The organism is Neochlamydia sp. AcF84 (assembly GCF_011087585.1).
GTDB lineage: Bacteria > Chlamydiota > Chlamydiia > Chlamydiales > Parachlamydiaceae > Neochlamydia.
In genome coordinates this window covers 10649-34105 of the sequence record NZ_VJOT01000037.1, presented here as the reverse complement: position 1 = coordinate 34105, position 23457 = coordinate 10649, and the positions used below count along the sequence as shown (strand labels likewise).

The 23457-nt window shown below is 37.9% G+C and carries 12 protein-coding genes and 1 pseudogene; 7 read left to right on the top strand and 6 right to left on the bottom strand.

Annotated features, from left to right (window positions below):
- Positions 1 to 441 precede the first annotated feature (441 nt).
- From lpxD to recR, 4 genes are all read right to left on the bottom strand, one after another.
- Positions 442 to 1500 carry a UDP-3-O-(3-hydroxymyristoyl)glucosamine N-acyltransferase gene (gene lpxD / locus NEOC84_RS03445; RefSeq protein ID WP_166155315.1) on the bottom strand — a complete coding sequence of 353 codons (1059 nt, stop codon included), beginning with the start codon at positions 1498 to 1500 and terminating at the stop codon, positions 442 to 444.
- A 17-nt stretch (positions 1501 to 1517) separates the two neighbouring features.
- Positions 1518 to 2114 carry an OmpH family outer membrane protein gene (locus NEOC84_RS03440; RefSeq protein WP_166155313.1) on the bottom strand — a complete coding sequence of 199 codons (597 nt, stop codon included), beginning with the start codon at positions 2112 to 2114 and terminating at the stop codon, positions 1518 to 1520.
- Between the two features lie 27 nt (positions 2115 to 2141).
- Positions 2142 to 4550 (bottom strand): outer membrane protein assembly factor BamA, encoded by a 2409-nt coding sequence (gene bamA, locus NEOC84_RS03435; protein WP_166155311.1) that lies wholly within the window; start codon positions 4548 to 4550, stop codon positions 2142 to 2144.
- Between the two features lie 100 nt (positions 4551 to 4650).
- Positions 4651 to 5247 carry a recombination mediator RecR gene (gene recR / locus NEOC84_RS03430; protein WP_166155309.1) on the bottom strand — a complete coding sequence of 199 codons (597 nt, stop codon included), beginning with the start codon at positions 5245 to 5247 and terminating at the stop codon, positions 4651 to 4653.
- Positions 5248 to 5607: 360 nt separating this feature from the next.
- Here recR and NEOC84_RS03425 point away from each other — a divergent pair, with 360 nt between their 5' ends.
- The 7 genes and pseudogenes from NEOC84_RS03425 (at position 5608) to NEOC84_RS03395 (ending at position 18849) form a co-directional block, all read left to right on the top strand.
- A complete protein-coding gene (locus NEOC84_RS03425) occupies positions 5608 to 6624 on the top strand; it encodes a beta-ketoacyl-ACP synthase III (RefSeq protein WP_166155307.1) in 1017 nt (338 codons plus the stop codon).
- A 22-nt stretch (positions 6625 to 6646) separates the two neighbouring features.
- The gene (gene fabD, locus NEOC84_RS03420) at positions 6647 to 7588 is read left to right on the top strand and encodes an ACP S-malonyltransferase (RefSeq protein ID WP_166155305.1); all 942 of its coding nucleotides are present in this window, start codon (positions 6647 to 6649) and stop codon (positions 7586 to 7588) included.
- Between the two features lie 13 nt (positions 7589 to 7601).
- The gene (gene fabG, locus NEOC84_RS03415; RefSeq protein WP_166155303.1) at positions 7602 to 8342 is read left to right on the top strand and encodes a 3-oxoacyl-ACP reductase FabG; all 741 of its coding nucleotides are present in this window, start codon (positions 7602 to 7604) and stop codon (positions 8340 to 8342) included.
- Between the two features lie 76 nt (positions 8343 to 8418).
- Positions 8419 to 8664 carry an acyl carrier protein gene (gene acpP, locus NEOC84_RS03410; RefSeq protein WP_039385299.1) on the top strand — a complete coding sequence of 82 codons (246 nt, stop codon included), beginning with the start codon at positions 8419 to 8421 and terminating at the stop codon, positions 8662 to 8664.
- Positions 8665 to 9220: 556 nt separating this feature from the next.
- Complete coding sequence (locus NEOC84_RS03405; RefSeq protein WP_042243465.1) at positions 9221 to 9589, top strand: IS630 transposase-related protein; 369 nt, start codon at positions 9221 to 9223, stop codon at positions 9587 to 9589.
- A pseudogene (locus NEOC84_RS03400) lies at positions 9580 to 10068 on the top strand (IS630 family transposase); the annotation flags it as partial. The gene NEOC84_RS03405 and the pseudogene NEOC84_RS03400, both read left to right, overlap by 10 nt.
- A gap of 759 nt (positions 10069 to 10827) precedes the next feature.
- Positions 10828 to 18849, top strand: a complete 8022-nt coding sequence (locus NEOC84_RS03395) for a tetratricopeptide repeat protein (RefSeq protein ID WP_166155301.1) — start codon at positions 10828 to 10830, stop codon at positions 18847 to 18849.
- 289 nt (positions 18850 to 19138) lie between these two features.
- Here NEOC84_RS03395 and NEOC84_RS03390 read toward each other — a convergent pair whose 3' ends face one another.
- Positions 19139 to 20533 carry a sodium/proline symporter gene (locus NEOC84_RS03390; RefSeq protein ID WP_242678179.1) on the bottom strand — a complete coding sequence of 465 codons (1395 nt, stop codon included), beginning with the start codon at positions 20531 to 20533 and terminating at the stop codon, positions 19139 to 19141.
- A gap of 333 nt (positions 20534 to 20866) precedes the next feature.
- Positions 20867 to 23122 (bottom strand): amino acid permease, encoded by a 2256-nt coding sequence (locus NEOC84_RS03385; protein WP_166155299.1) that lies wholly within the window; start codon positions 23120 to 23122, stop codon positions 20867 to 20869.
- Positions 23123 to 23457 lie beyond the last annotated feature (335 nt).

The window sequence follows — 23457 nt, the reverse complement described above, 5'->3', positions numbered from 1 at the left end:
CGCCCACATTCCCATAACTAACCTCATCTAATGGTTTACGAAAAAAAATTTCTTTTTTAGTTTATCACAGAGGGAATTTTTTTCAGCGGGAATTGCTGATAATTTGGCTCTTCCATGGTGTATGTGACGTGTTTAAAGGTTTAATACGCTTTAAAAAAACTAAGACCGCATACCTAACCCTCTGAAATTTGTCTCTCTACTTAATGAGAGGAATTGTATAAAGTACGGGATTACATAAGAAGTAGCTTGAAAGCGTATAACTAATACTTAAAGTAGTTAAACAAAATAGCGTTTATAACATCCTACCGTTTGCATATGAAAAAAGTAAGTGAGTATATGCTAAATCGCTCGCATTAACTAAGAGTCAAGTGTGAGATCCTTGCCACACTTCTTATTGAATAGGAATTAAATTTTGTTTAAGTAAATGGTTCCCCTTAAAATTTACTTATAAAGGTTGTTTTTTAGAATTTTTATCTCTTCTTGTAGAGCTTTAATTATTTTTATGTATTTTTCTATATGGTTGAGAAAAACGCTATTACGGTTATGAATCTCGATAGGCTGGGCTGGTAGCCCTCCATACTTACCAGAAGTAGGAAGGGATTTGGTCACCCCTGTACGCCCGGCTAGCATCACTTCATCGGCAATTTTAAGATGTCCGGCTACTGCTACTTGACCTCCCATCACGACATGACGGCCAGTTTTAGTGGAACCGGCAATTCCTGTCTGAGCAACAATAATATTATGAGCCCCTATCGTGACATTGTGGCCAATTTGCACAAGATTATCTATTTTAGAGCCTTTTTTAATGTAAGTGGTTTCAAAGCGTGATCGATCGATGGTAGTATTGGCTCCAATTTCTACCTCATCTTCTATTTCCACTTTACCTAATTGTTGCAATTTAATGTGTTCACCAGCTTTGTTGGTAATATAGCCGAAACCACAAGCTCCTATCACAGCACCTGGTTGTAGAATAACTTTGTCTCCTAGGGAACAGCGTTCACGGATTACAACTTTAGGATGGATAAGGCAATCCTTTCCTATAGTAACATAGGGGCCTATGTATGCTCCTGCGCCAATAAAGGTGTTGTCATCTATTCTAGCTTCTTTATCTATAACAGCATGGGGACCAATTTTTACATTAGCGCCAATTTGGCACGTTTCGTGAATGACCGCTGTCGGATGAATTCCTGTAAAACCTGTAAGCTCTCCTTTTTCTTTAAAAAAAGCATCGATTAATTGTTGAAATGCTAAAGAAGGATTTTCATTAATCAAAAAGTTACGATCATCTGCCAAAGGAGTATGTGAATTAACAAATATCACGCCTGCATGCGATGTTTGCATCGCTTGCTCATAGCGGGGATTTTCTAGAAAAGAGGCCTCTTTGGCACTTGCTCTTTCTAGATCGGCAACCCCTTCAATTTCATAATCGGGATTGCCTATCAGTTTTGATTGTGTCATCGCTGCTATATGGGCCAGCTTGAAGGTTTTTAAGGAATTCATCGATTTCTCTTATGACTTTATTGATTGGATCCTGCGGGTGTCTTTGGCTCTTTAGCTTCTTTATCAAAAAGCTCATCCATCACACTCACAATATCATCAGAAATATCTAATTCCTTATCATAATAGTAAGCTCCCTCTTCGTTCATCACCATATGGTAGCCATACTTTTTAGCAACAGTTTCGGATGCTTGAGTAATCACATCAGCGAGCTTATCCAATATTTTATAATTAGCTTGTTGTATTGCTTGATAATATTGCGACTGCTGTTGGCTTGCTTCTTGGCTTAAGGTTCTAAATTTACGCTTAAGTTCGGTTTCTGCTTCAGGGGAGAGGCTGTCAAGATAGTCAGGATCATTAAGCTTATCGGCCATCTCATTCAATGTTTTTTCTTTTTCGCCTAGCATGGTTTCCATTTGCTTTTTGAGCGCTTCGAAGTTGGCTTGTTCTTGTTTGCCTAGTTTAGATTTCTCTACGCAAGTCTTAAAGTTCACCAGGCGCATTTTAATTCCTTGATCAGCTTTAACTGTAGAGGCTTCTACTGCCGCTGGACATAGGGCCACTAAAGCGAAACTTACGCTGGCTGCTTGCAGGATTGTTTTAGATAATTTTTTCATTAAATTTTCTCCTTGTTTTAATAAATCTTAAAGACGCCCGCCCACGCTGATGAAGAAGCTTTTAACCTCTCCGCGTGTTTTAGGATTGATAGGAATTCCATAACCCATCGTAAGAGGGGGAATGCTTTCGACTATTTTAAAACGTATGCCTAAGCCAACCGATGTACTAATACGTGCTTTTTTTAATCCAAAATCAAAAGTGGCAAAGGAAAGATGACCGGCATCACAGAAAATAAAACCTTCCAGGTTTTTCATGAACCGCCGAGAAGCTTCTATCGAATAAATTTCCATGGACATCCCACCCCGTGGATCTCCTTCAATGAAACGTGGGCCCAGTTTATAAGGACGATAGCCTCTTATCATATTATCGCCACCTAAAAACAACCGCTCGTCAAGAGGCATTTTTTTAGCAGTCGTCCCTCCAAATGGATAAAGGAAGCGGAAATCCATGCGTATTTTTAAAACACTACGCCTATCTAATTTGTGAAACCAGCTGTTAGTGTAGGCAGCGCCAAAGAAACGATAGTTACCGCCCAATCCAGCTATCTCCAATTCTAATCGGGATTTAAATCCTTGGGTGGGCTTGGCTGGGTGATCAGTAGAATCATAAGACCATGTTAATCCGGTGGCTGAAACCATCCCATCATTATGTGATTCTTCAACTAACGAAGCCCCACCTTCATGCTTGGCATCATATTTATACTGTTCTTCATAAAGCAAGCCATGCGATGTTTGAATATCTGTATGTTTTAAGCGGTAATGCCATCCCAATTTCATAAATTGATTTAACTGATAGGTAGCATTGACCATTCCCCCATAAGTTTTTATATCATAGTCTTTGGCTATATAGCGATTGATAGAATTTTCTAGCTCAAATCCTACAATCCATTGAGTATCATTAAAAAATGGTTTAGTCCAAGAAAAAACATAGCTACGGCTTTTGGAGCCCACGGTAGCGGTAGCATGGGCATATTCGCCACCGCCTCTTAAGGCTTTATAGCCATCTTGAAAGAAACGACCTAAGCCTTTATAGTTAAAGTTTTTTTCGGTGATATTAAAACCTCCAAAAATGCTTTCCGCCGTGCTAAATCCAAAGAAAGCACCAAAGTGCCCCGTGCTTGTTTCTTCAACTTCAATATGAACATCACGATAATTTTCTCCTAAGCTATAAAAATCTTCTGATTTAACAGCATAGACGTTTACATGGGAAAAATAGCCGATGTTGGCTAAACGCTCTTCCGTTTTCTTCAGTTTTTCAAGATTAAAGACTTCCCCAGGAATGATCAAGGTTTCGTGGAGAATAACTTTAGTTTGAGTCTGGCAATTTCCAAATACCTTAATCAAACCGACGTGAAACTGCTGGCCCTCTTCAATAGTGAGTTTAATGTTATAGGTTGGTTCCTGGCTCTCGGAAAGAGTAGGTTCGTGATCAATGATGGCGTCAATATAACCTTTACGACCATAGAGATTTGTAATATTTTCTATACTCTGACGAATTTTCTCAGGAGAAAATATCCCTCCTTCACAAAAAGTTAACCGCTGATAGATCTCTTCTGTATTAAATAAACGATTTCCCTCGATGGTAATATGACCTACTTTATAAATAGGTCCTTTACTTGCAGTAATTATGATAACGACACGGTTTTCTTGAGCAGCTTCTACCACTTTGACATCGACAGACGCATCAGCATATCCTTGATTATGAAGATAGTTAAGAATGGTGGCTTGATCATGCTGCATGGCCTCTTCATTATAAGTTCCTTCATTGCTTAGCCAACTTAAAAATATATTATATTTTTTAGTCACAAGCTGTTCACTTATCTCTTCTTGTTCATGGTTGGTAAAATTAACAAATACAATTTCTTTGATATAGCCCGAGCGCCCTTCATTGATGGAAATGTTGATATCTACTTCGTTGGTAGTAGCATCCAGCTGGATATCGTAGGTAAGCTCTGCTTCAAAAAAACCTTTTTTAATATAGTAAGCTTTTAGCTTGTGGAAAGCTTGATTAAAGCTCTTACGATCAAAAACAGAAAAGCAAGGCACCTTTAGCTCTTGTTTTAACCTTTTAGTTTTTATATGCTCGTTACCTTGCCAGTTGATAGAGCGAATGATAGGCTTGGGCCATATTTTTAAGGTAATATATAGCTTATCTGCTAAGCTTTCAACAAGGGGTTCAACACGGTCATAATCTTGAGAAAGAATTTTAAGATCGTTATCAAAGTGAGTTTGCGAAAAAAAGTCTCCTTGCCGTGTTTTGATTCGGTTAAGGAGAGCATCTTCTTCAAAATGGTCGCAGGGTCCTTGAAGAAGAATTTCAATTTTTTCAATTTTTTGATTTTCATATGGGGCAGGCTGGCCGAAAAGATTTGATGAGTAGCCGCTTACTAAAAGCAAAAATCCTATATTAAGGAAAAGTATTAATTTATTTATCACAGATTCCTCTGAAAATTATAGATGATAATCGAAAAAAGAGTAATCATAGGGTAAGGTTTGTAATATTGTAAAGAAGAAGAAAAGAAGAGGGATTTTAGTATTAAAATTTGCTTCTTCCAGAGAAAGCTCGTGCTAATGTACCCCCATCTACATAATCGAGGGGGCTTCCCATAGGAAGTCCAAAAGCTAAACGAGAGATAGAAACCCCCAAGGGAGCTAATTCCTGCTTTAAGTAAAGAGAGGTAGCATCTCCTTCGAGCGTAGAATCTAATGCGATGACAATCTCTTCGATTTTTAGCAAAGCAATACGTGTTTTTAATCCGGCAATAGTCAGTTTATCGGGACCTATGCCTTCTAAAGGAGACAATAAGCCTCCTAATACGTGATAAAGACCTTTATATTCGCCTGTTGTTTCAATGGAAAAAGCTTCTCTGGCACACGAAATAATGCAAATAACCTTAGATTGCTGGCGTTGCTCTGTACAAAAAGGACAAGTATATTCGCCTTTTAAGCATCCACATTCCTCACACTGCGGCAATTTTTCATGAATATCTTTTAGGGTGCTAGCCATTTCATCTAAATATTCTTGCGGCCACCCTAACATATGGAAAGCGTAACGCTCGGCACTTTTAGAACCTACTCCTGGTAGCCTTTTTAAGACGTTTATAACTTTTAATAAATGAGGGGGATAATGCATAGGTTTGCCATGATTTTAAGAAGAAGCATAGCATAAAAGCTTATTTTATTTAAAACTCAAAGAGTGGGAGAAAAACTTCATCTTGTAATCGCGAATGTTGCCGCTTTTTTAGTTGTTGTTTTTAAATTATGTTTTTTTTGAGCCCTTGTATTTTCTTTAAAAAAAGCAGGTTCTTCAGCCGCTTTGCCTTGCTTAAATTTAATTGTTGGTAGGCTTAGCTCGTAAACATATCTAGAATTTTAGCGCTTTGTTTTAACTGCATGGTTTCTATGAATAGCTTAAGGCTCTAAAGGGAGAGCTTCTTTTTAATAAGCATTTTTGATACAGTCTTGCTTTTTAATAAATAAGGGGAACAGACAAATGCCAATTCAGCCTAAAGCGCGTATTGTAGGAATGGGCTCTTTTTTACCTGAACGTATTTTAACTAATCAAGATTTGGAAGAAATGGTTGAAACGACAGACGACTGGATTGTTTCGCGTACAGGAATAAAAGAACGTCGCATTGCCGGCAATCATGAAACTCCTTCTTTAATGGGGTTTTATGCGGCCCAAAAAGCCTTACAGGAAAGTAGCGTGCCAGCTGCAGATATAGACATGGTGTTAGTGGCCACCATGACACCCGATTATATCACACCTAGTACAGCCGCTATTATTCAAGCCAAGCTAGGAGCGTCATCTGCTGCGGCCTTAGATATACAAGCCGCTTGCACAGGTTTTTTGTATGGATTGTCGATAGCTAAAGCTTACATTGAAGCAGGCATCTATCGTAATATTCTTTTAATCGCTTCAGAAAAGCTTTCGACTATCATCAATTACAAAGATAGAAATACATGCGTTCTATTTGGTGATGGAGCTGCAGCCGCTGTGATCTCCAATCGAGGAAAAGGATTTTCTCTGGACGCATTTTGTTTAGGTTCAGATGGAGAAGTTGCCGAACTTTTAATGATTCCTGCCGGTGGTGCGCGCCAGCCTTCAAGCGTTGAAACTGTGACCCAAGGGTTGCACTTTCTGAAAATGGAAGGAAAGGAAGTTTTTAAGCATGCCGTACGAAGAATGGGGGCTGCAGCAAAAGAATGTTTAGTTAAAGCGGGCATAACGGAAGAAGAGATTGATTGGTTAGTACCCCATCAAGCTAATATACGGATTATAGAAGCATTAGCTAAAAGTTTTAATCTACCGAGTGAACGCGTTTATAAAACCTTGCATAAATATGGAAATACATCGGCCTCTAGCGTGGCCATAGCCTTGGAAGAGCTCAAGAGCGAAAACCAATTTTCAAACGGCGAAAAGCTACTATTGGTAGGTTTTGGAGCCGGGCTGACTTGGGCAGCTGCGGTTGTGACCCAAATAGATGATCTATCCTCTTCATTCGACTGATAAGCTATAAGGACGCAAAGACATGTCGCATTCTAAAAAAATTGCTTTTTTATTTCCTGGTCAAGGAGTTCAATATCTTGGGATGGGGAAAGATATTTATGAAAATTTCTCCATAGCTAGGCAAACTTTTCAAGAGGCCGATGAGGTCTTACATCGCCATTTATCTAAAATAATATTAGAAGGCCCTGAGGAAGAACTGCTTGAAACAAAAAATAGCCAGGTGGGCATTTATGTTGTCTCCATGGCACTCTTAAGAATTATTAAAGATTTATATCCTAACATACAGCCAGATGTGTGTGCCGGCTTAAGCTTAGGCGAATATTCAGCATTAACAGCTGCTCAGAAACTAGATTTTGCCTCCTGCCTCTCTATTATTCAATATAGAGGCCATTATATGAATGAAGCCTGCGAGGCTCATTCAGGGGGCATGGCAGTTGTTTTAGGTCTTACAGCTCGCGAAGTAGAGGAAGCTGTGCAGGAAGTGAATTTGCCCCATGATTTATGGATTGCTAATTTTAATTGTCCCGGCCAGATAGTTATTTCGGGAACGCGCAAAGGAATTGATAGCGCCACATCAGCGCTTAAAGATAAAGGTGCCAAGCGTGTTTTGCCTTTAAATGTATATGGAGCTTTTCATAGCGGCCTTATGAAAACAGCTGAAGCACGTCTTGCTGAACATATCCATCATGCCTCTATCCAAGATAGCTCGATAGGTTTAATCATGAATGTGCCTGGTAAAAAGGTCGATAATATTCTCGATATTAAAAATCATTTAATTAGGCAGGTGACCTCTCCTGTTCGCTGGGAGCAAAGCATTCGCCACCTGGGGGAAGAGGGAATCGAGCTATTTATTGAAATAGGTTGTGGAAAAACACTAGCAGGTTTTAATAAACGTATTCTTCCCCATATAAATACCATTTCTGTAGAGAAAATAACGGAACTTGATCAGCTTGCTAAAATATAGGAAAAAACTTTAGATGCATCATCTTTTAAACAATCAGGTAGCTATCGTTACAGGGGGAACTGCTGGCATTGGCAAAGCAATTGCTCGTGAATTTGCTCGTCAAGGAGCAACTGTGGCAATCTTCGGAACAAATGAGAAAAGAGGCCAAGAAGTCGTACAGGAAATAGGAGCAGAAAAGGCCTCTTTTTATCCCGTCAATGTAGCTAAAACCCTAGAGGTAGAGGCGGCTATAAAACTGGTGCAGCAAAATTATGGCAAAGTGGATATTTTGGTCAATAATGCGGGAATCACGCGCGATCAGTTGATGTTGAAAATGACTGAAGAAGATTGGGATACAGTCATGGAAGTTAACTTAAAATCCTGCTACAATACTTGCAAGGCTCTTACCCGCCATATGCTTAAAGCCCGTCAGGGGGTAATTATAAATATTAGCTCAGTGATCGGCCTGATCGGTAATAGTGGGCAAGCGAATTATGCGGCTTCAAAAGCTGCTATCATAGGTTTTACAAAAGCTCTTGCTAAAGAATTTGCTTCCCGTAATATTCGTATTAACTGCATTGCCCCTGGCTTTATTGACACGCAGATGACGGAAGCTATGACAGAGCAGCAGCGTCAGGCCATACTCTCTTCCATTCCTATGGAAAGGATGGGCGCTCCTGAAGATATTGCCAGCGCAGCTGTTTTCTTAGCCAGCTCGATGGCCCAATATATAACTGGGCAAGTCTTGATAGTGGACGGAGGAATGGTGATGTAATCCTAATTACATCATTGAATGTAATTAGTAAAAATGATATCTTATTTTTTTTTAAGAAATCTATTAATTAAAAGGAATGTGTATGTCATCAACAGAACAGGAAGTCATCGACATCATTGTGGAACAACTAGGTGTAGATAGAGATGACGTAACTCCTTCTAAAAAGCTTGTCGAAGATCTGAATGCAGATTCTCTGGATTTAACAGAGCTCAATATGACTTTTGAAGAGCGTTTAGGAAGAGAAATCCCTCAAGAGGAAGCTGAAAAGTTTAAAACCGTAGGCGATATCATCCAATATTTCGATCGTATCACTAAAGAATAGAAAATTTATATAGGGCTCTAGGCAAGCTAGAGCCCTAAATTTCAAAATGTTAGGGCAAGCTTTTATCTAATAGATAAATGCATCTAAAGCCTAAAATGTTTTGCTTTAGTTTAAAATTTTTTCCCTTCCTTTATCTTGCTGAAATATAAGTTAAAAAGCCACCTCCAACGGGAAAGCTTTTGATGTTTTTATGCAGGAAGTGGATTTTTTTCAAATTCATTTTTTATTCAATTTCACACGTTAATCCATATAAAAAAGAAACAGCAAGTCATTCTTTTGCTTAGTGTCATTTTTGTGGAACAGTATTTTGTAAAAGAAAAAATTTAAATGGCTGGCAATTGCTAACGGTTTTAGCGGTAAGAAGAAAAAATCTTGCATCACTTAATTTGGAGCCTTTGACAGATACTGTTATACTTTAAAAAGCCCTGTCTGCATTTTAAAAATGTAATTTAAGCCTTCATTAACCCATCTCTTTTATTCCAATGGATGTTTTTTAAGCATATGATATAGTTATTTGAATTTTATTTTTCTAAGGATGTATGTATAATCAATTGACATGGTATATTCACACGATTTAAGAAAAAAAGCTTTGAATTATATAGAGAATGGCGGCTCAATGGCCACAGCTAGTGAGGTGTTTGGTGTAACAGTTCGCACGTTAACCAACTGGATTAAGCGAAAAAAACAAGGTTGTCTAGCTCCTAAAAAAAGACGACAGAGCCCCAGTAAAATAGATAGTGAAAAGCTAAAATTATATATAAAACAAAATCCTGATGCCTACCTTAGGGAAATAGCTGAGGCATTCGGAGTGACAATAACTGCAGTTTTTTATGCCTGTAAAAGACTGAAAATCACTTTAAAAAAAAGACACCCTTCTACAAGGAAAGAGATGAGAATAAACGAGAGGAGTTTAGACAAAAGCTAGAAAACATTCCGGAAGAAAATAGGATTTACATAGATGAGAGCGGGATAAATGCCTACTTACAGCGCCAGCATGCAAGATCACCTATAGGAGAAAAGATTTATGGTGCTATAGCAGGTCGTTCATTTGCTAGAGAAAGCTTTATAGCAGCTAAATGCAAGTCTAAAATTTTAGCTCCTTTTTGTTATACAGGTACTTGTAATTCTCTTCTGTTTAACATTTGGCTAGAAAAAATATTGATACCTGAACTTAAAGCAGGAGAAGTTCTGATAATGGATAATGCTGCCTTCCATAAATCGCAAGCCACTGATGAACTTATTAAAAAGGCAGGGTGTGAGATTTTATTTTTACCGCCTTATTCTCCAGATCTAAACCCTATTGAAACCTTTTGGGCTAATTTTAAAAAGATTGTGGCAGCAAACATAAGTAAGTTTTCGACTCTTGCTCAAACCATTGATTACTCTTTTTTAAGTATATGTTAATGACTAGAAATTTAAAATTTAAACCACTATAACTTAGAAAACTGCTTAGAAACATATTCCCACTGTTATTTCGTATCCACTATATGCCTAGGTAGTTTGGTATTCATAAAATTTGAATTTTTTATATGCTTAGTTTCTTCATGCTCTTTAGCTTAAAAGGGCCTATCGAGAATTTTAATAGACTCTGTAGGGAAATCGCTCGATGTTTTTCTTTATGTCGAGCACTCTTAACCTATTTAAAAAATATATAACACGCTTCAAAAAAAACTAAGTTTGCATACCCAGTAAACTGAGAGCCTTTTCTCTAATTAACGAGAGGGGTTTTATAAAGTACGGGATTGCATAAGAAGCAGCTCAAAAGCGTATAATCTTATTTTTTATTAATTAGACTAAAACTCGTTTTCTGCTCATCTTCCAAAAATGCTGTATCCACTATATCACTTTTTATACAAGCTTCGTTAAGAAAGATATAACCACTTTTTTTGAGGCTTGAAAAATGGTCTGCATCTTTCAAGCTTAAAAGTCTGATCCTTAGATTGAAAAATTAACAAAAATAGATAGAAAAAGAGGCACGTGTCCCTGCTTGTTTTGAGACCAAAAAAATAAAGAAGTAGCTTTTAAGCAAGGTTTTTAGTATGAAAGGTAAAATATTATTTTTTTGTCTTTCTTTTAAGAGGGTGGCTTTAAAAAGATAAAAAAATCGCTAACAGCGTTATAAACCCACTTAAGAGCACCAAAAGCTAAAATAAGGATAAGCGAATGAGTTTGGAGAGTTCCCCTATTAGCTCTTATGGATTTCCTGAATTTAAGGAACTAGCAAAAGAAAAGCCTTATTTAAGGCTAGGCCCGTATGCAGAAATTAGCTTAGAGATTTTCAAGAAGCTGAGTCAACAAGATTTATCTAATGCACGAGGCGTTTGCAAAGAGTGGAAGCATCTAATTGAGCAAAGTGAGAAGTGGAAAGAGATTTCAGAAATGGTTGATTCTAAACTATTTGAAGTAAATCAAAAAACCGGTGATGAATCCTCTCTTTTAAGCTCTTCTTCTAATCAGTGGGACCAACCTCGAATAGCTGAGTTCTTGTGGCAAGACCCTACCACTATTATTAGCGATTCACTAGTAGCAAAAGTAAATGTTGCTGCTGATTATCTACAAAAAGAAGGCTTTAAATTAAAAGGTGTGGCGGGTGACGGCGACTGCTTTTTTAGGGCTTTTTTAGGAAGCTATAAAGGACTTTCTAGAAAGATACCCTTGCTAGACGATCGAAAAGATAAAATTTCCTATTTAAGAGAAGTGCTCTCAGACATTGTTAAACACACCGACAGTAAAAGAGCTAAAGAAATAATACGAAAAGGAGCTTGGGTAAGCGGCTTAGGTGAAGGAGATTTATTAGCATCGGCTTTATCTATTCCAATAAGATTAGTAACAATTAATGAGGAACAGTTGATTTGCGGGATTCATGATAGGTTAATTTTTTCGCAAGCAGGCTTATCTGAAGAAAATAGATCCCAGGAATGGGAAACTATTCCTCAAGAAGAAAGGCCTCAAGAATATATCTTTATAGTGGATCTAGGGGGCCATTTTATTTATTCTCAAAAGCCCTTAAAGCTAGATAAAATCATTCTTTCAAAGTTTAAAATCTCTCCACATGCTGCTTCAGGAAAAGATAATTCTTTATATCCTAATAAAAAAGTTAAAACAGTAGATAAAATAGGGGAAAATAAAAGATCTTCATTAAACAACTCTAAGTCAAAAACTTCATCTAATGTTCTGTGGAGAGAAGATAATTCTTTTTACTACTATAAAAGAGCTAAAATAGCAACTATAAGGGGAGAAATTAAACAATTGGCAATAAAAGTACCCCAAGGTGATGGGACGGCTAAAAAAGAAATATTTAATCTCTCCAATCCTTTAGCTGCTTTGCCCTTAAAAATTTTCCAAAAAATTTTTCTTTCTTTTAGTAGTTTAACCCATGAGGAATTAAAAGGAATTGCTAATGCTAGAAGCTGTGCTAAAAGTTTTAAACAACATATGCCAAGCAACATTAAGCTTTTGGTAGAGTACCAACCTCAAAAACAAAAGCCTTATTTTAAAAAGATTTTAGAATATATAAAGGATATTAATTCTCCTCATCATCAAAATAATAGCTTGCTCTCAGTAGAGAGAATCGAAGAAGCATATGCGCTTGCCTTAAAATATGCTGTCCAAAAGAAAGACCTTATCCAAGAAAGCTTTTGCATAGAAAAATTGGGTGATATTTATTTAAGAAAAGGAACGCCAGAAACGCTTTTGCACGCTGCGGGGCTCTACAATTATGCTTTACATATGTCTACTCAAAAGCAGCAAAAAATTCTTAACGATAAGCTTTTCAAAGTTCAAAATTTGCTTGTTAGAGCATGCAATGGCAGCCCCTTAAGTTTGGCGGTTATGAAGAAGCAATTTATTACCAATCGCCAAGCATTGAAAAAGTTTAGAGAGAAAATAGAAGATAAAATTCAGGCTCTCGGCTTAGACCCTTCTCCTGAAGAAGTAAGAGAGTTGTATGGTGAGATTGCACAACAGATAAAAGTTTTCTTTGAGCTTTTGGCAAAGCAGGCCATTGAAACATTAGGGTCAACTCCTTGTGAATATGCAATGATAGGATTTGGCTCGTTAGCTAGAGAAGAAATGACGCCATATTCAGATTTAGAATTTGGCATTCTTGTGCAAGAAGATACTCCATACAACAGAGAGTATTTTAAGCGTTTGACTACTTTAATTCACTTAAAGGTCATCAATTTAGGAGAAACCATTCTTCCTGCTTTAAACATTCCTTGCTTAAATGACATAGGTTTTTTTGATGGAATTACTCCAAGAGGTTTTGCATTTGATGGGGAAGGAGCAGAAGGAAAAGGGTGTAAAACCCCCTTTGGTAATCGCCAGACTTTTGAGCTTATCCAAACTCCTGAAAAGATGGCTCAATATGTCGCTCAAGATGAAAAGGGTAAATGGTGGCATCAGAAAGAGCCTCATCTTCCTATGGAACTTTTGACTTTCACTCACCTCCTAGGTAATCATGAGTTAACTAAACAGTACATTGAAAACATTCAAGAAAAACTTAATACGCCTTACCAAAAAAACCTTAACCTGCGTCAATACTTGGCTAAAGTTCATTTAGTCAAAGAGGATATGATATCTTTTGACCCAGGAATGGGCCATTTAGAAAGGCAAGGTATGCTTTTTAAAGTGAAAAATGATTTGTACCGGTTTCCCCATCTGGCCGTGGATCGGCTATCTCTTCTCAAAAAAATAGTAGCTTCCAATACTTTCAGTAGGATCGAGCAACTAAAGGAGCAAGGAATTTTAACAGAAGGTGCGTCTACAAAGCTAGACGAGTGGATAAGTATAGCGTTATTCATGCGCCTTAAAACTTACTCTCATTATCAAGCACAAAAAGAGATGATGAATCCTCTGCTTAAACCTTTTGGGTTTGATGAACCTGAACTTATCCAAGAGCAGTTTGCTTTAAATGAGGGAGCATTAGAAAAAGTAAAAAAAATTTATAGCTTTTTTATTCCATTCTATCAGGCTATCCAAGCTTTTTTATCCGGAGATGAAAGTATACTTACATCTTCTACCTTAGATGATAATTCGCCACAGGCTCAAGGAAGCATAGCTTTAAGGCTTTTTCAACACGAGGAGGCAATAAGATGGTACTTATTAGCAACAAAAAACGATCCAAAAAGTTCTAATCTATTAAATGCTTTAGGAATGGCCTACCGCGAGCAAAAGAATTTAAAGCAAGCGAAGAATTATATTGCTGAAGCATTTGAAATCGATTATGAGCAGTTTGTTGAAACATCCCTCAACATGGCAAGAGATTTTAATAATCTCTGTTTAATTTACCTAGAGCGAGGCAAGTTAAAGAAGGCAATTGATCGTGCTGAAAAAGCTATCAAAATCTCCGGAAAGCTTTCTTACAAAGATCTAGAAGTGGCGACCAGTTATAACAATTTAGGATTGATATATATAAAGCAGAATGATTTAGGGCCTGAGAGTATACTTACTTCTTCCACTTTAGATGATGATTCGCCACAGATTCAAGGAAGCATAGCTTTAAGGCTTTTTCAACATGAAGAGGCAATAAGAGGGTACTTATTAGCAACAGAAAACGATCCAGAAAATTCTAATCTATTAAATGCTTTAGGAATGGCCTGCTATGAACAAAAGAATTTAAAGCAAGCGAAGAATTATATTGCTAAAGCACTTAAAATCGATCATAGACAGTATGTTGAAACATTCCTCAACATGGCAAGAGATTTTAATAATCTCTGTTTAATTCACCAAGAGCGAGGCAAGTTAAAGAAGGCAATTGATTGTGCTGAAAAGGCTATCAAAATTTACGAGGAGCTTTCTCACAAAGATTTAAAAGTGGCAACCAGCTATAACAATTTAGGATTAATATATATAGAACAAAATGATTCAGAAAAAGCACTTTATTATTTTGATCGGGCTCACAAAATTATTACTGATCGTTATGGTAAGAATCATGTAAAGGCGGCCGCATCTTATAGCAATCTAGGATATGTCTTCCAAAAAGCAGGAAGTTTAGAAAAGGCAATTGAATATACTAGGAAGGCGCTTAAAATCAATGTCCAGCACTTTGGCAAACATCATGCAAATGTGTCAATAAATTATCTTAACTTAGCAACCATTTACTGTGATTACGGAAATTTAAGAATGGCGGTTCAGTATATTAATAAAGCTTTTGCAATAGATCTTAAGTTATTTGGTGAGAATCACGCAAGGATGGCAGGTGTTTACCACGTCCTAGGCTTGATTTACGCAGATTACGAAGAAGTAGAAGAAGCAATTAAATGGATTGAGAAAGCACTCGATATTGATTTTAAGCAATTTGGAGAATATCATCCAGCGGTAGCAAGCCGTTTTAACATCCTAGGGTGCCTTTATCAGCAATTATATGTATGGGATAAAGAAAAGCAAAAAGAAAAGCCATTAGAATATATAAATCACGCTCTCAAAATCAATCGTAAGCTTTTTGGAGAGAATCATTCAAGTGCGGCAGCTTGTTATAATAATTTAGGGATGCTTTACTTCGATCTAGGAAGTGGAAAAGAGGCAGTTGAGTGCATAAATCGAGCAATTGCAATTTATCGTAAGCTTTTTGGAGAAAATTATCTCTTAGTAAAAAAAGGCTATGAAAACCTGGCACGAATCCACTTAATGTATGGAACTCCGAAGGAGGTAGCTGAGCGTAATAATAAAGCATGGTTTATTGGATCACAGCTTCATGGAGAAAATCACGCCCACTTAATAAAAAACTACATGCGCCAGCACCAAATTCATCTAAACCACGGAAATTTCAAGGAGGCAGCTGAGTGTCTAAAAAAAGCTCGCGCCATTGATCCTAAGCTTTTTGGTGGGGATCATTCAAAGAGGGCAACATATTATACTCAACTAAGTCAAATTCATTTAAATCAAGGCAATTTTGACAAGGCGGCTGAGCAAGCCAGGAAAGCTCTCACCATTAACCTTAGATTGTTGGGTGAGGTTCGTCGCAATGTAGCCAAAGATTATGAAAAGTTGAGCCAAACCTATCTAGGCCAAGGTAATTTAGAACCAGCGGCTGAGTGTGCCAAGAAAGCGCTTGCTATTGCCCTAGAGCTTGTAGGTAAGAACCATCTCAATGAAGCAGGGGATTACAACGAGCTGAGCCAAACTTACTTAAACCAAGGTGATTTAAAAAGGGCGGCTGAGTATGTCAAGAAAGCGCTTGCTATTAACCTTAACTTTTTAGATGAAAATTATCTTGATGTTGCAATACTTTACAACAAGCTAAGCCAAACCTATTTAACCCAAGGTGATTTAAAAAGGGCGGCTAAGTATGTCAAGAAAGCGCTTGCTATTAACCTTGACTTTTTGAAGCAAAATCATCCAGATATTGCGGAGCTTTATGATAACCTGAGTCAAGCCTATTTAAAACAAAGGAAATGGCAAAAGGCAGCTGAGCATGCCACAAAGGCGCTTATCGTTGAGCGTAAACTTAATGGGAATAATTCTAGCAAGGTCACATCTTATCGCAAAAGCCTTGAGTTGATTTGCCAAGAGCATAACGAGTTAAAGAAGGCGGCTAAGCGTGTTAAGGAATCACTTACAATTAAACTTAAGTGTTTTAATGGAAAGCATCCTGAGGTGGCAAAAGATTACCATGAATTAGGAAACATCTACCGAGAACTAGGTAAGCCCAATAAGGCAACCAAGTGTGTCGAGAAAGCTTTTGCCATTAACCCCAGCATTTTGAATGAAAATCAACGCTCTGGGCCAAAAAAACGTCACCTCCCAGATATGACCTACCAAAGCTATGGCGTACTAGTGCAGGCGGCCGAGGGTAGTGAGAAAACTCTTGCCATGCACCTTAAGTTTTTGGATGAAATTTATCGCATTTTAGAAAGAGATTACAACAGCTTGGGAATAATCTACCAACAACAGGGCAATTTAAATCAGGAAGCTGAGTATGTTGAGAGAGCTCTTGCCATAAGACGTAAAATTTTGGGTGTAGATCCTACGACTGTAGCATTATATCATACCCAATTAAGCCAAATATATTTAAACCAAAAAAAATTCGAAAAGTCGGCCGAGTATGCCGAGAAAGCTCTCACCATTGAGGTAAAGCTTTTAGGCGAATATCCTGACGTTGTAGGAATATGCTACAGTAATTTGAGACAATTTTATAAAGAACAGCGTAATACAGATATGGCGGCTAAATATGCTAAAAAAGCTCTTGCTATTAAGCCCAAGTCGCTAGGCGAAAATTTTCCTTCTGGAGCAATATGGTACAGCAAGCTGGGACAAATCTACCATGAACAAGGAAATTTAGGCAAGGCGGCTAAATACTTTAAGAAAGCGCTTGCTATTAACATAGAGCTTTTTGGTGAAAACAATCACACTGTTTTTGAGAATTATAAAAATTTAGTGCAAATCTATGAAGAGCAAGGCAAGTTAAAGAAAGCAGCTCGGCATTGCAAGAAAGCGCTTGCCATTATCCTCGAAATTTTTGATGAAAATCATCTTGATTTAGCAGCAATTTATGCCAACTTGGGCCAGATCTATTTAAGCCAAAGAAAACTTAAAAAGGCTGCTGAATATGCCGAGGAAGCTCTTGCCATTAATCTTAAGTTTTTTGGTGAAGATCATCCCGAGGTGGCAAAGGCTTACAATAATCTGGGAACAATCCACTTTAAACAAGGCAATTGGGAACAGGCGGCTGATTACATACAAAAGGAGCTTCCCCTTGAACGTAAGCGTTTAAGCGAAGATCATCCCCATGTAGCAAAGATTTACAATAATCTGGGAGCAATCCACTATAAACAAGGCAATTGGGAACAGGCAGCCGAGTATGTCAACAAAGCTCTTGCTATTAACCTTAAGCTTTCTGAGGAAGATCATTTAGCAATTGCAATGAATTATAATAATCTAAGACGAATCTATCAAGCGCATGGCAAAACAGGCAAGGCTTTTGAATTTGCCAATAAGTTTCTTGCCATTGATTTTAAGCTTTTTGATGAAAGTCATTCAGATGTTTCATGGCTTTATAATGACCGAAGCCAAATCTATTTAGAACAAGGTGATTTAGAAACAGCTGCTGAGTATGCCGAGAAAGCTCTTGCCCTTGATCTCAAGCTTTATGGTGAAAATCATCCCCAGGTGGCAACTGATTATAACAACCTAGGACAAATTTACCATGAGCAAGGAAAGTTAGAAAAAGCGGCTGAGTATTATAAAATAACCCTGTCTATCGATCCTACAGTCTTGAACGAAAAACATCGTATCGTAGCAATAGATTATATCAAAAGGGGGGCAATCTACTATAACCAAGGAAATTTGAACCAGGCAGCAAAATGTTTCAAAAAAGCTCTGGCCATTGATCTTAAGCTTTTGGGTGAGGATCATATCAATGTGGCCGGATATCACTCTATGTTAGGAACGATTTGCCAGAAACAAGGGAATCTACTACATGCAGCTCAGCACATCAGCAAAAGTCTTGCCATTACTCTTAAGCTTTTTGGTGAAAATCATCCAAGGGTAGCAGTATGCTACATCTTATTGGGGGACATCTATCTAGAAAAAAATGATTTAGAAAAGGCTGGTGAGTATATAAATAAAGCTCTCATTATTAAACTTAAAGTTTTTGATGCAAACCATTTCCATGTGAAAGTATGTTACACCAATCTGGGAACAATATGTTATAAACAAGGCAATTGGCAACAGGCGGCCGAGTATGTCAACAAAGTACTTGCCATTGATCTTAAGCTTTTTGGTGAAGACTGTCCTCTCGTGGCCCAAGATTACGAGTGGTTGGGAAGGATCTATCAAAAGCAAGGCGATTTAGTGAAGGCAGTTGAGTATTGGAAGGAAGCACTGAAAATTGCACGTAAGCTTTATGGTAAAAATCATCCTGCTGTGGCAATCTGTTACTCTGCTCTGAGACAAATCTATCAGAAACATAAAAATCTGGGCAAGGCGATTGAATATGGTGAGAAAGCTCTTGCCATTAACCTTAGGCTATTTGGTGAGAATCATCTCGCCGTGGCAGCTTGTTATAACATCTTGGGATTAATTTACCAAGCACAAGGCAATCTGGAGAAGGCAGCTGAATGTACTGATAAAGCTCGATCTATTAACCTTAAGCTTTCTAGTGAAAGTTCTTCTACTGAGACGTTAGATGATCACACTTTAAACACCTCTAATGAAAATACGGGAATCCAAGGCAGGAGAGCATGAGCACGTCTTAAGAGATGAAAAGCTAGCTAATCAATCATAAAATATTTATTACACGGTTAAAGCTCCGCCAAACTTTTATACGGGTAAATACAAAAGAAAATGAATAGGAGAGTTGTAAACGCTTCAACTTTAGCCGCTTAATTGAAGAGAAGTACGACTGGAGTAGCAGCTAGAACAGCAAGGATTGCCCAAATGCCAAAGCAGCTACTCGTCCGAAAAGGCACCCATTGGCAGCTAGCTCACGCGCACCAGGTCGATCGGATTGTCAAGAAATTTTTGCCAAACCTTTCTAAGACCCCTTGCTGCCACACTCAACCGTAATTTTTCCTGTCCATTTGGATACCAGATAGATGCTGATTAAGCTGACCACAAAGGCAGGAATTTCTGCAGGAACGTTATGTCCTAATAATTGCTTACTATAAGCCTCCCAGGTGCCTGCAATCATTCCCCCAGTAAGTATACCTGCTACCGCACCATATTTATTTACTGATTGAGAATAAAGAGACATGAGCATTAAAGGACCAAACGAGCATCCTAAGCCCGCCCAAGCATACCGTACCGCTTCTAAAACGGTTGTACTTTTGTTATAGGCTAAAATTAATGAGGACAGAGCGGTAAAGACTAAACCTAGGCGTGAAATTAAAAGTAGCTTTTGGGAAGAGGCTTCTTTTCTAAAAATACCTTTGTAAAAATCCTCACTGATGATGGAAGCACAGACTAAAAGTTGGGAATCCATGGTGGACATATTGGCCGCAAGGATAGCACATAAGATAAAGCCGGTGACAAGAGGATGAAAGAGAAGGGGAACCATATCAATAAAGACCAGTTGAGGATCACGGAGTTGACCATCAAAAAAAGGTAGGCCTATAAGCCCTACGGCTGTGGCTCCTAGCAAGGTAAGAATCAGCCAAGACATCCCTACATATTTGGATTTATGCATCTCTTCCACATTTTTAATCCCCATGAATTTGGTCACAATGTGAGGTTGTCCAAAATAACCTAATCCCCAGGTGGCCATAAATATAGCCTCGAGGATGGAAGAGAAGGAGAGATCTTTAAAGAAAAAAAGGGAGGCATTTTGGCTTTTAGCCGCTTCTGTAATAGATTGCCATCCATTTGGTAGGTGCATGAAAGCATAAGCCGGAACAAAGATAATCATAGCCATCAGAAAAAGAGATTGAAACAGATCTGTCCAGGCTACGGTAACAAATCCGCCTATCAAGGTATAAATGACGACGACAAGCATGGCAACAGATAAACCTACATAGTAGTTAATGCCAAAAACAGATTCAAAGAGAAGTCCCATGGCTATTAATCCCGCTGCTATATAGGAAGCGAGAAAAAAAAGAGCGATGGCAGCTGTTAAGAGTCTTATTGTCCCAGACGTATCATTAAAACGGCGTTCGAAAAAGGTAGAGAGAGTATGAGCATTATATTTTTCGGTAGCTCTTCTTAAACGTGCAGCAATAAATTGCCAATTAACAAACATTCCACCAATTAATCCCCATGCAATCCAGATCTTAGGTAAGCCACTACTAAAGATGGCAGCTGGAAATGCCATAAAAAGCCAGGCGCTCATATCGCTGGCATGGGCAGAAAGAGCTGTTAGCCAAAAGTTGAGCGAGCGATTGCCTATAATAAAATCGGCGGCGGATGTTTGCTTTTTATGAAAATATAGCCCCATGCAAAGTAGCATAAAAAAGTAGGCGAAGAAGGATATCACTAGAAAATAATGCATGCGTTCTACTGTAGGTTTTAAAACAATCGATTCAGCTTTTAATATAGGCAAAAAAGAAAACGTTAAGCCTTTATCATCAAGAGGGCTTCTTTAAGATAAGGGAAGAAAAAAGGAGATTTTTTAAGGGTAAATTTTTCTTTTTGCCTATTTGAAAGGAAGGTATTATAAAAAAAGAAATAGCATTAGTCAATAAGAGATCTAGCTTTTAAGAAGCACTTCTTAAAATGCTTGAAAAAAAACTGTTAAGTTGTTAGAGGCTTATTTTCTTGTATTTCTTCTTTATTTTAAAATGTTATCAAGGGGTGTGCTTTTTGAGCCTAGCACTAAAGCAGTGGGGGGAAGATTGGTAGAAAATAGAGTTATTTCATTTAAGTAAGCCGTGTAGTCTTCCATCGACTCACCCATTTTTGGTGCGCGCATGCTTATGAAAACGATACCCGCATTTTTAGAAAATTCTTCTACTAAGGGATAAAAGCAAGCTCTACTTTCATCGGAAACTAAAATTTCCACATCTAAAGGAAGTCTTTTGCTTACACCAATTTGCTTAAACTTTTCTATTTCTTGCTTACGAAGAGTTTCATTATCCACAATTCCTTTTAAGCAAATTCTTGTTTTTTTCCATAGAGGACTTGTTTGCAACATATAGGAGAGGATCAACATGAGCTCAGAATTTTCTATATTCTTTTCATCCCACCAGATGTGAATATCTCCCGCTAATTTTCTATCTTGTAAAGGGAGTAAATCTTTCGATCTATTTTCATTTAAGATTACCACATTGAAATACTTTAGATAAGCTTCCTTCATGACTTGAGCAAATTCTTGCGCCTCGTTGTCGGCAACTCCTCCAAAGACAAGCGTATTAGGTTGAAGGGGGCCTAGGCCATAGCTTTTGATCATTTGTGTCATACCTGCCGTTATTTTAGGCGTATGCATGATATGGACAAGGGCTTGAATGTTTTGCTTTTGAAGATCTTCTGCAATCGTTCTTTTTAATTCTTGTTTTTCTTTTTCATTATCAAGCTCTTGAGGAACAAATGAGGCCATTGTCAAAAAGCCTTTACTCTGGCTAATGGCTTGGGTGAACTCAAGTAAGTTGTTAGAATAGCCTTCTGTATTCTTTGAAAAAACAAGAAAATGAGGCCGCCAAGATTTAGCTACGCTTTTGCTGTAGGCCAATCGATAAATGGCAAAGCGTGAAAAGAATACAAGGATGCCATAGCGCATATCATCCCAGGCACCACTTAAAGCGCGGCGCTTGGCAATTAAATAAAATAAGATGATGAGCGCTACTGCCATAATAGCAGCTCCGGCATCAATCATTAGCATCGTTAAGACACACAGGAGCGCTCCCAGCATAGATATACTCCAGTGGATGCGAAAGCGAGGGCGCCAGCTTGGATTGGCCATTAAAGTTTCAAAGCCTGCGGAAAAGTTTAAAACGCCATAGCAGATCAGGCAGATCATGGCAAGAAGCGGAGCGAGTACGTTAACACTTCCAAAATAGACGCCACAAAAGGAAATACAAAAAGTGGTTAAGGTGGCTATACGAGGCTGCTTATCTTTTCCAAAAGTGCGTGCAAATATTTGAGGAACTACTCCATCTTCTGCTAGTGCTTGTAGCATTCTTGGAGCCCCTAAAAGGCCTCCTAGAGCACTTGATATAGTCGCTCCCCATATGCCTAGAATAATTAGAGAAGGAATCCTTGCTATATTCTGCATGATCAAGGGATCAGCAGATAATAGCTCGAGAGATACGTTTTTAACTAAAAAGACAGGAATAAGCATATAGATAACGTAAGCCACAAGCAAAGCACTTAAAGTACCTAAGGGCAGAGAACGCTCAGGCTTGCGTAGATCTCCCGATAAAGAAACTGTGGCTTCTACGCCTGTCATAGCTGGAAAAAAGATAGCAAAAATAGTCCAAAAGCCTAGGGATGTGGCAGGCTCAGGAGTAAAACTTTCGGGACTGGGAGAAATAAATTCACCACCTCCCATGAAGAGAGAGATTAAAGAAGCTATCAGGCTCACAAAAATGAAGACTTGGATTTTGAGTGCTCCACTTAATGAAAAATAGGCTAAAGCGGTAAGGACGATAAGCGTGGCTATGCTAATAGAGACTATCGACCATTGAGGGATTAAATCATGTAACGACTCTGCAAATCCAATCACACAAAAAGCAATCGATAGCGATTGCTTTACATAGAGAGGAAGTCCAATGGCAGCTCCTATCTCTATTCCTAGCGAACGAGAGAGTATATAGTAAACACCCCCTTTTCCTATTTCAATATTAGTGGCTATCGAGGTCATAGAAAGGGTGGTTACAAGAGCGATAAAAGCTGCTGAGGTTACAATCATTAGAGTGGTAGACAGCCCTACTTGACCTACAATCCAACCGAGTCTTAAGAAAATAATGACCCCAAAAAGCATGAGTATACTAGGAACAAATACTCCAATAAAAGTACCAAAACCTTTTTCTTTTTCTTCAACCTTTTCTCGGGAGAATAGAGTATCGCGAACAGTAGATAAGAAAGTCATTATTGTTCCATTTTAGTGGTAAATTCTTAAATAAATGTAAATTTGATTATCACTATTTAAGGCAGCGATCGCTGGACTTTTAATAGTTTTTTGAGATTACAGGTCGGCTCAGACTCTCTGATTAAATAGTAATGTTGATTTTATGTCAATTTTATATTTATTAATTTATTTAAAATTTTCTTTTTTTCGCTAGAAAAGTTTTTGTAATTTCTTTTTATTAAATACTTTAAGTTTTTCTGTTATTAATCTGTTAATCAAGAGATGGGTTAATTAATAATTTATTAATAATTGGGGGCTATAATTTAATTATAGAGGAAAGAGCTCGGCTTTTACTC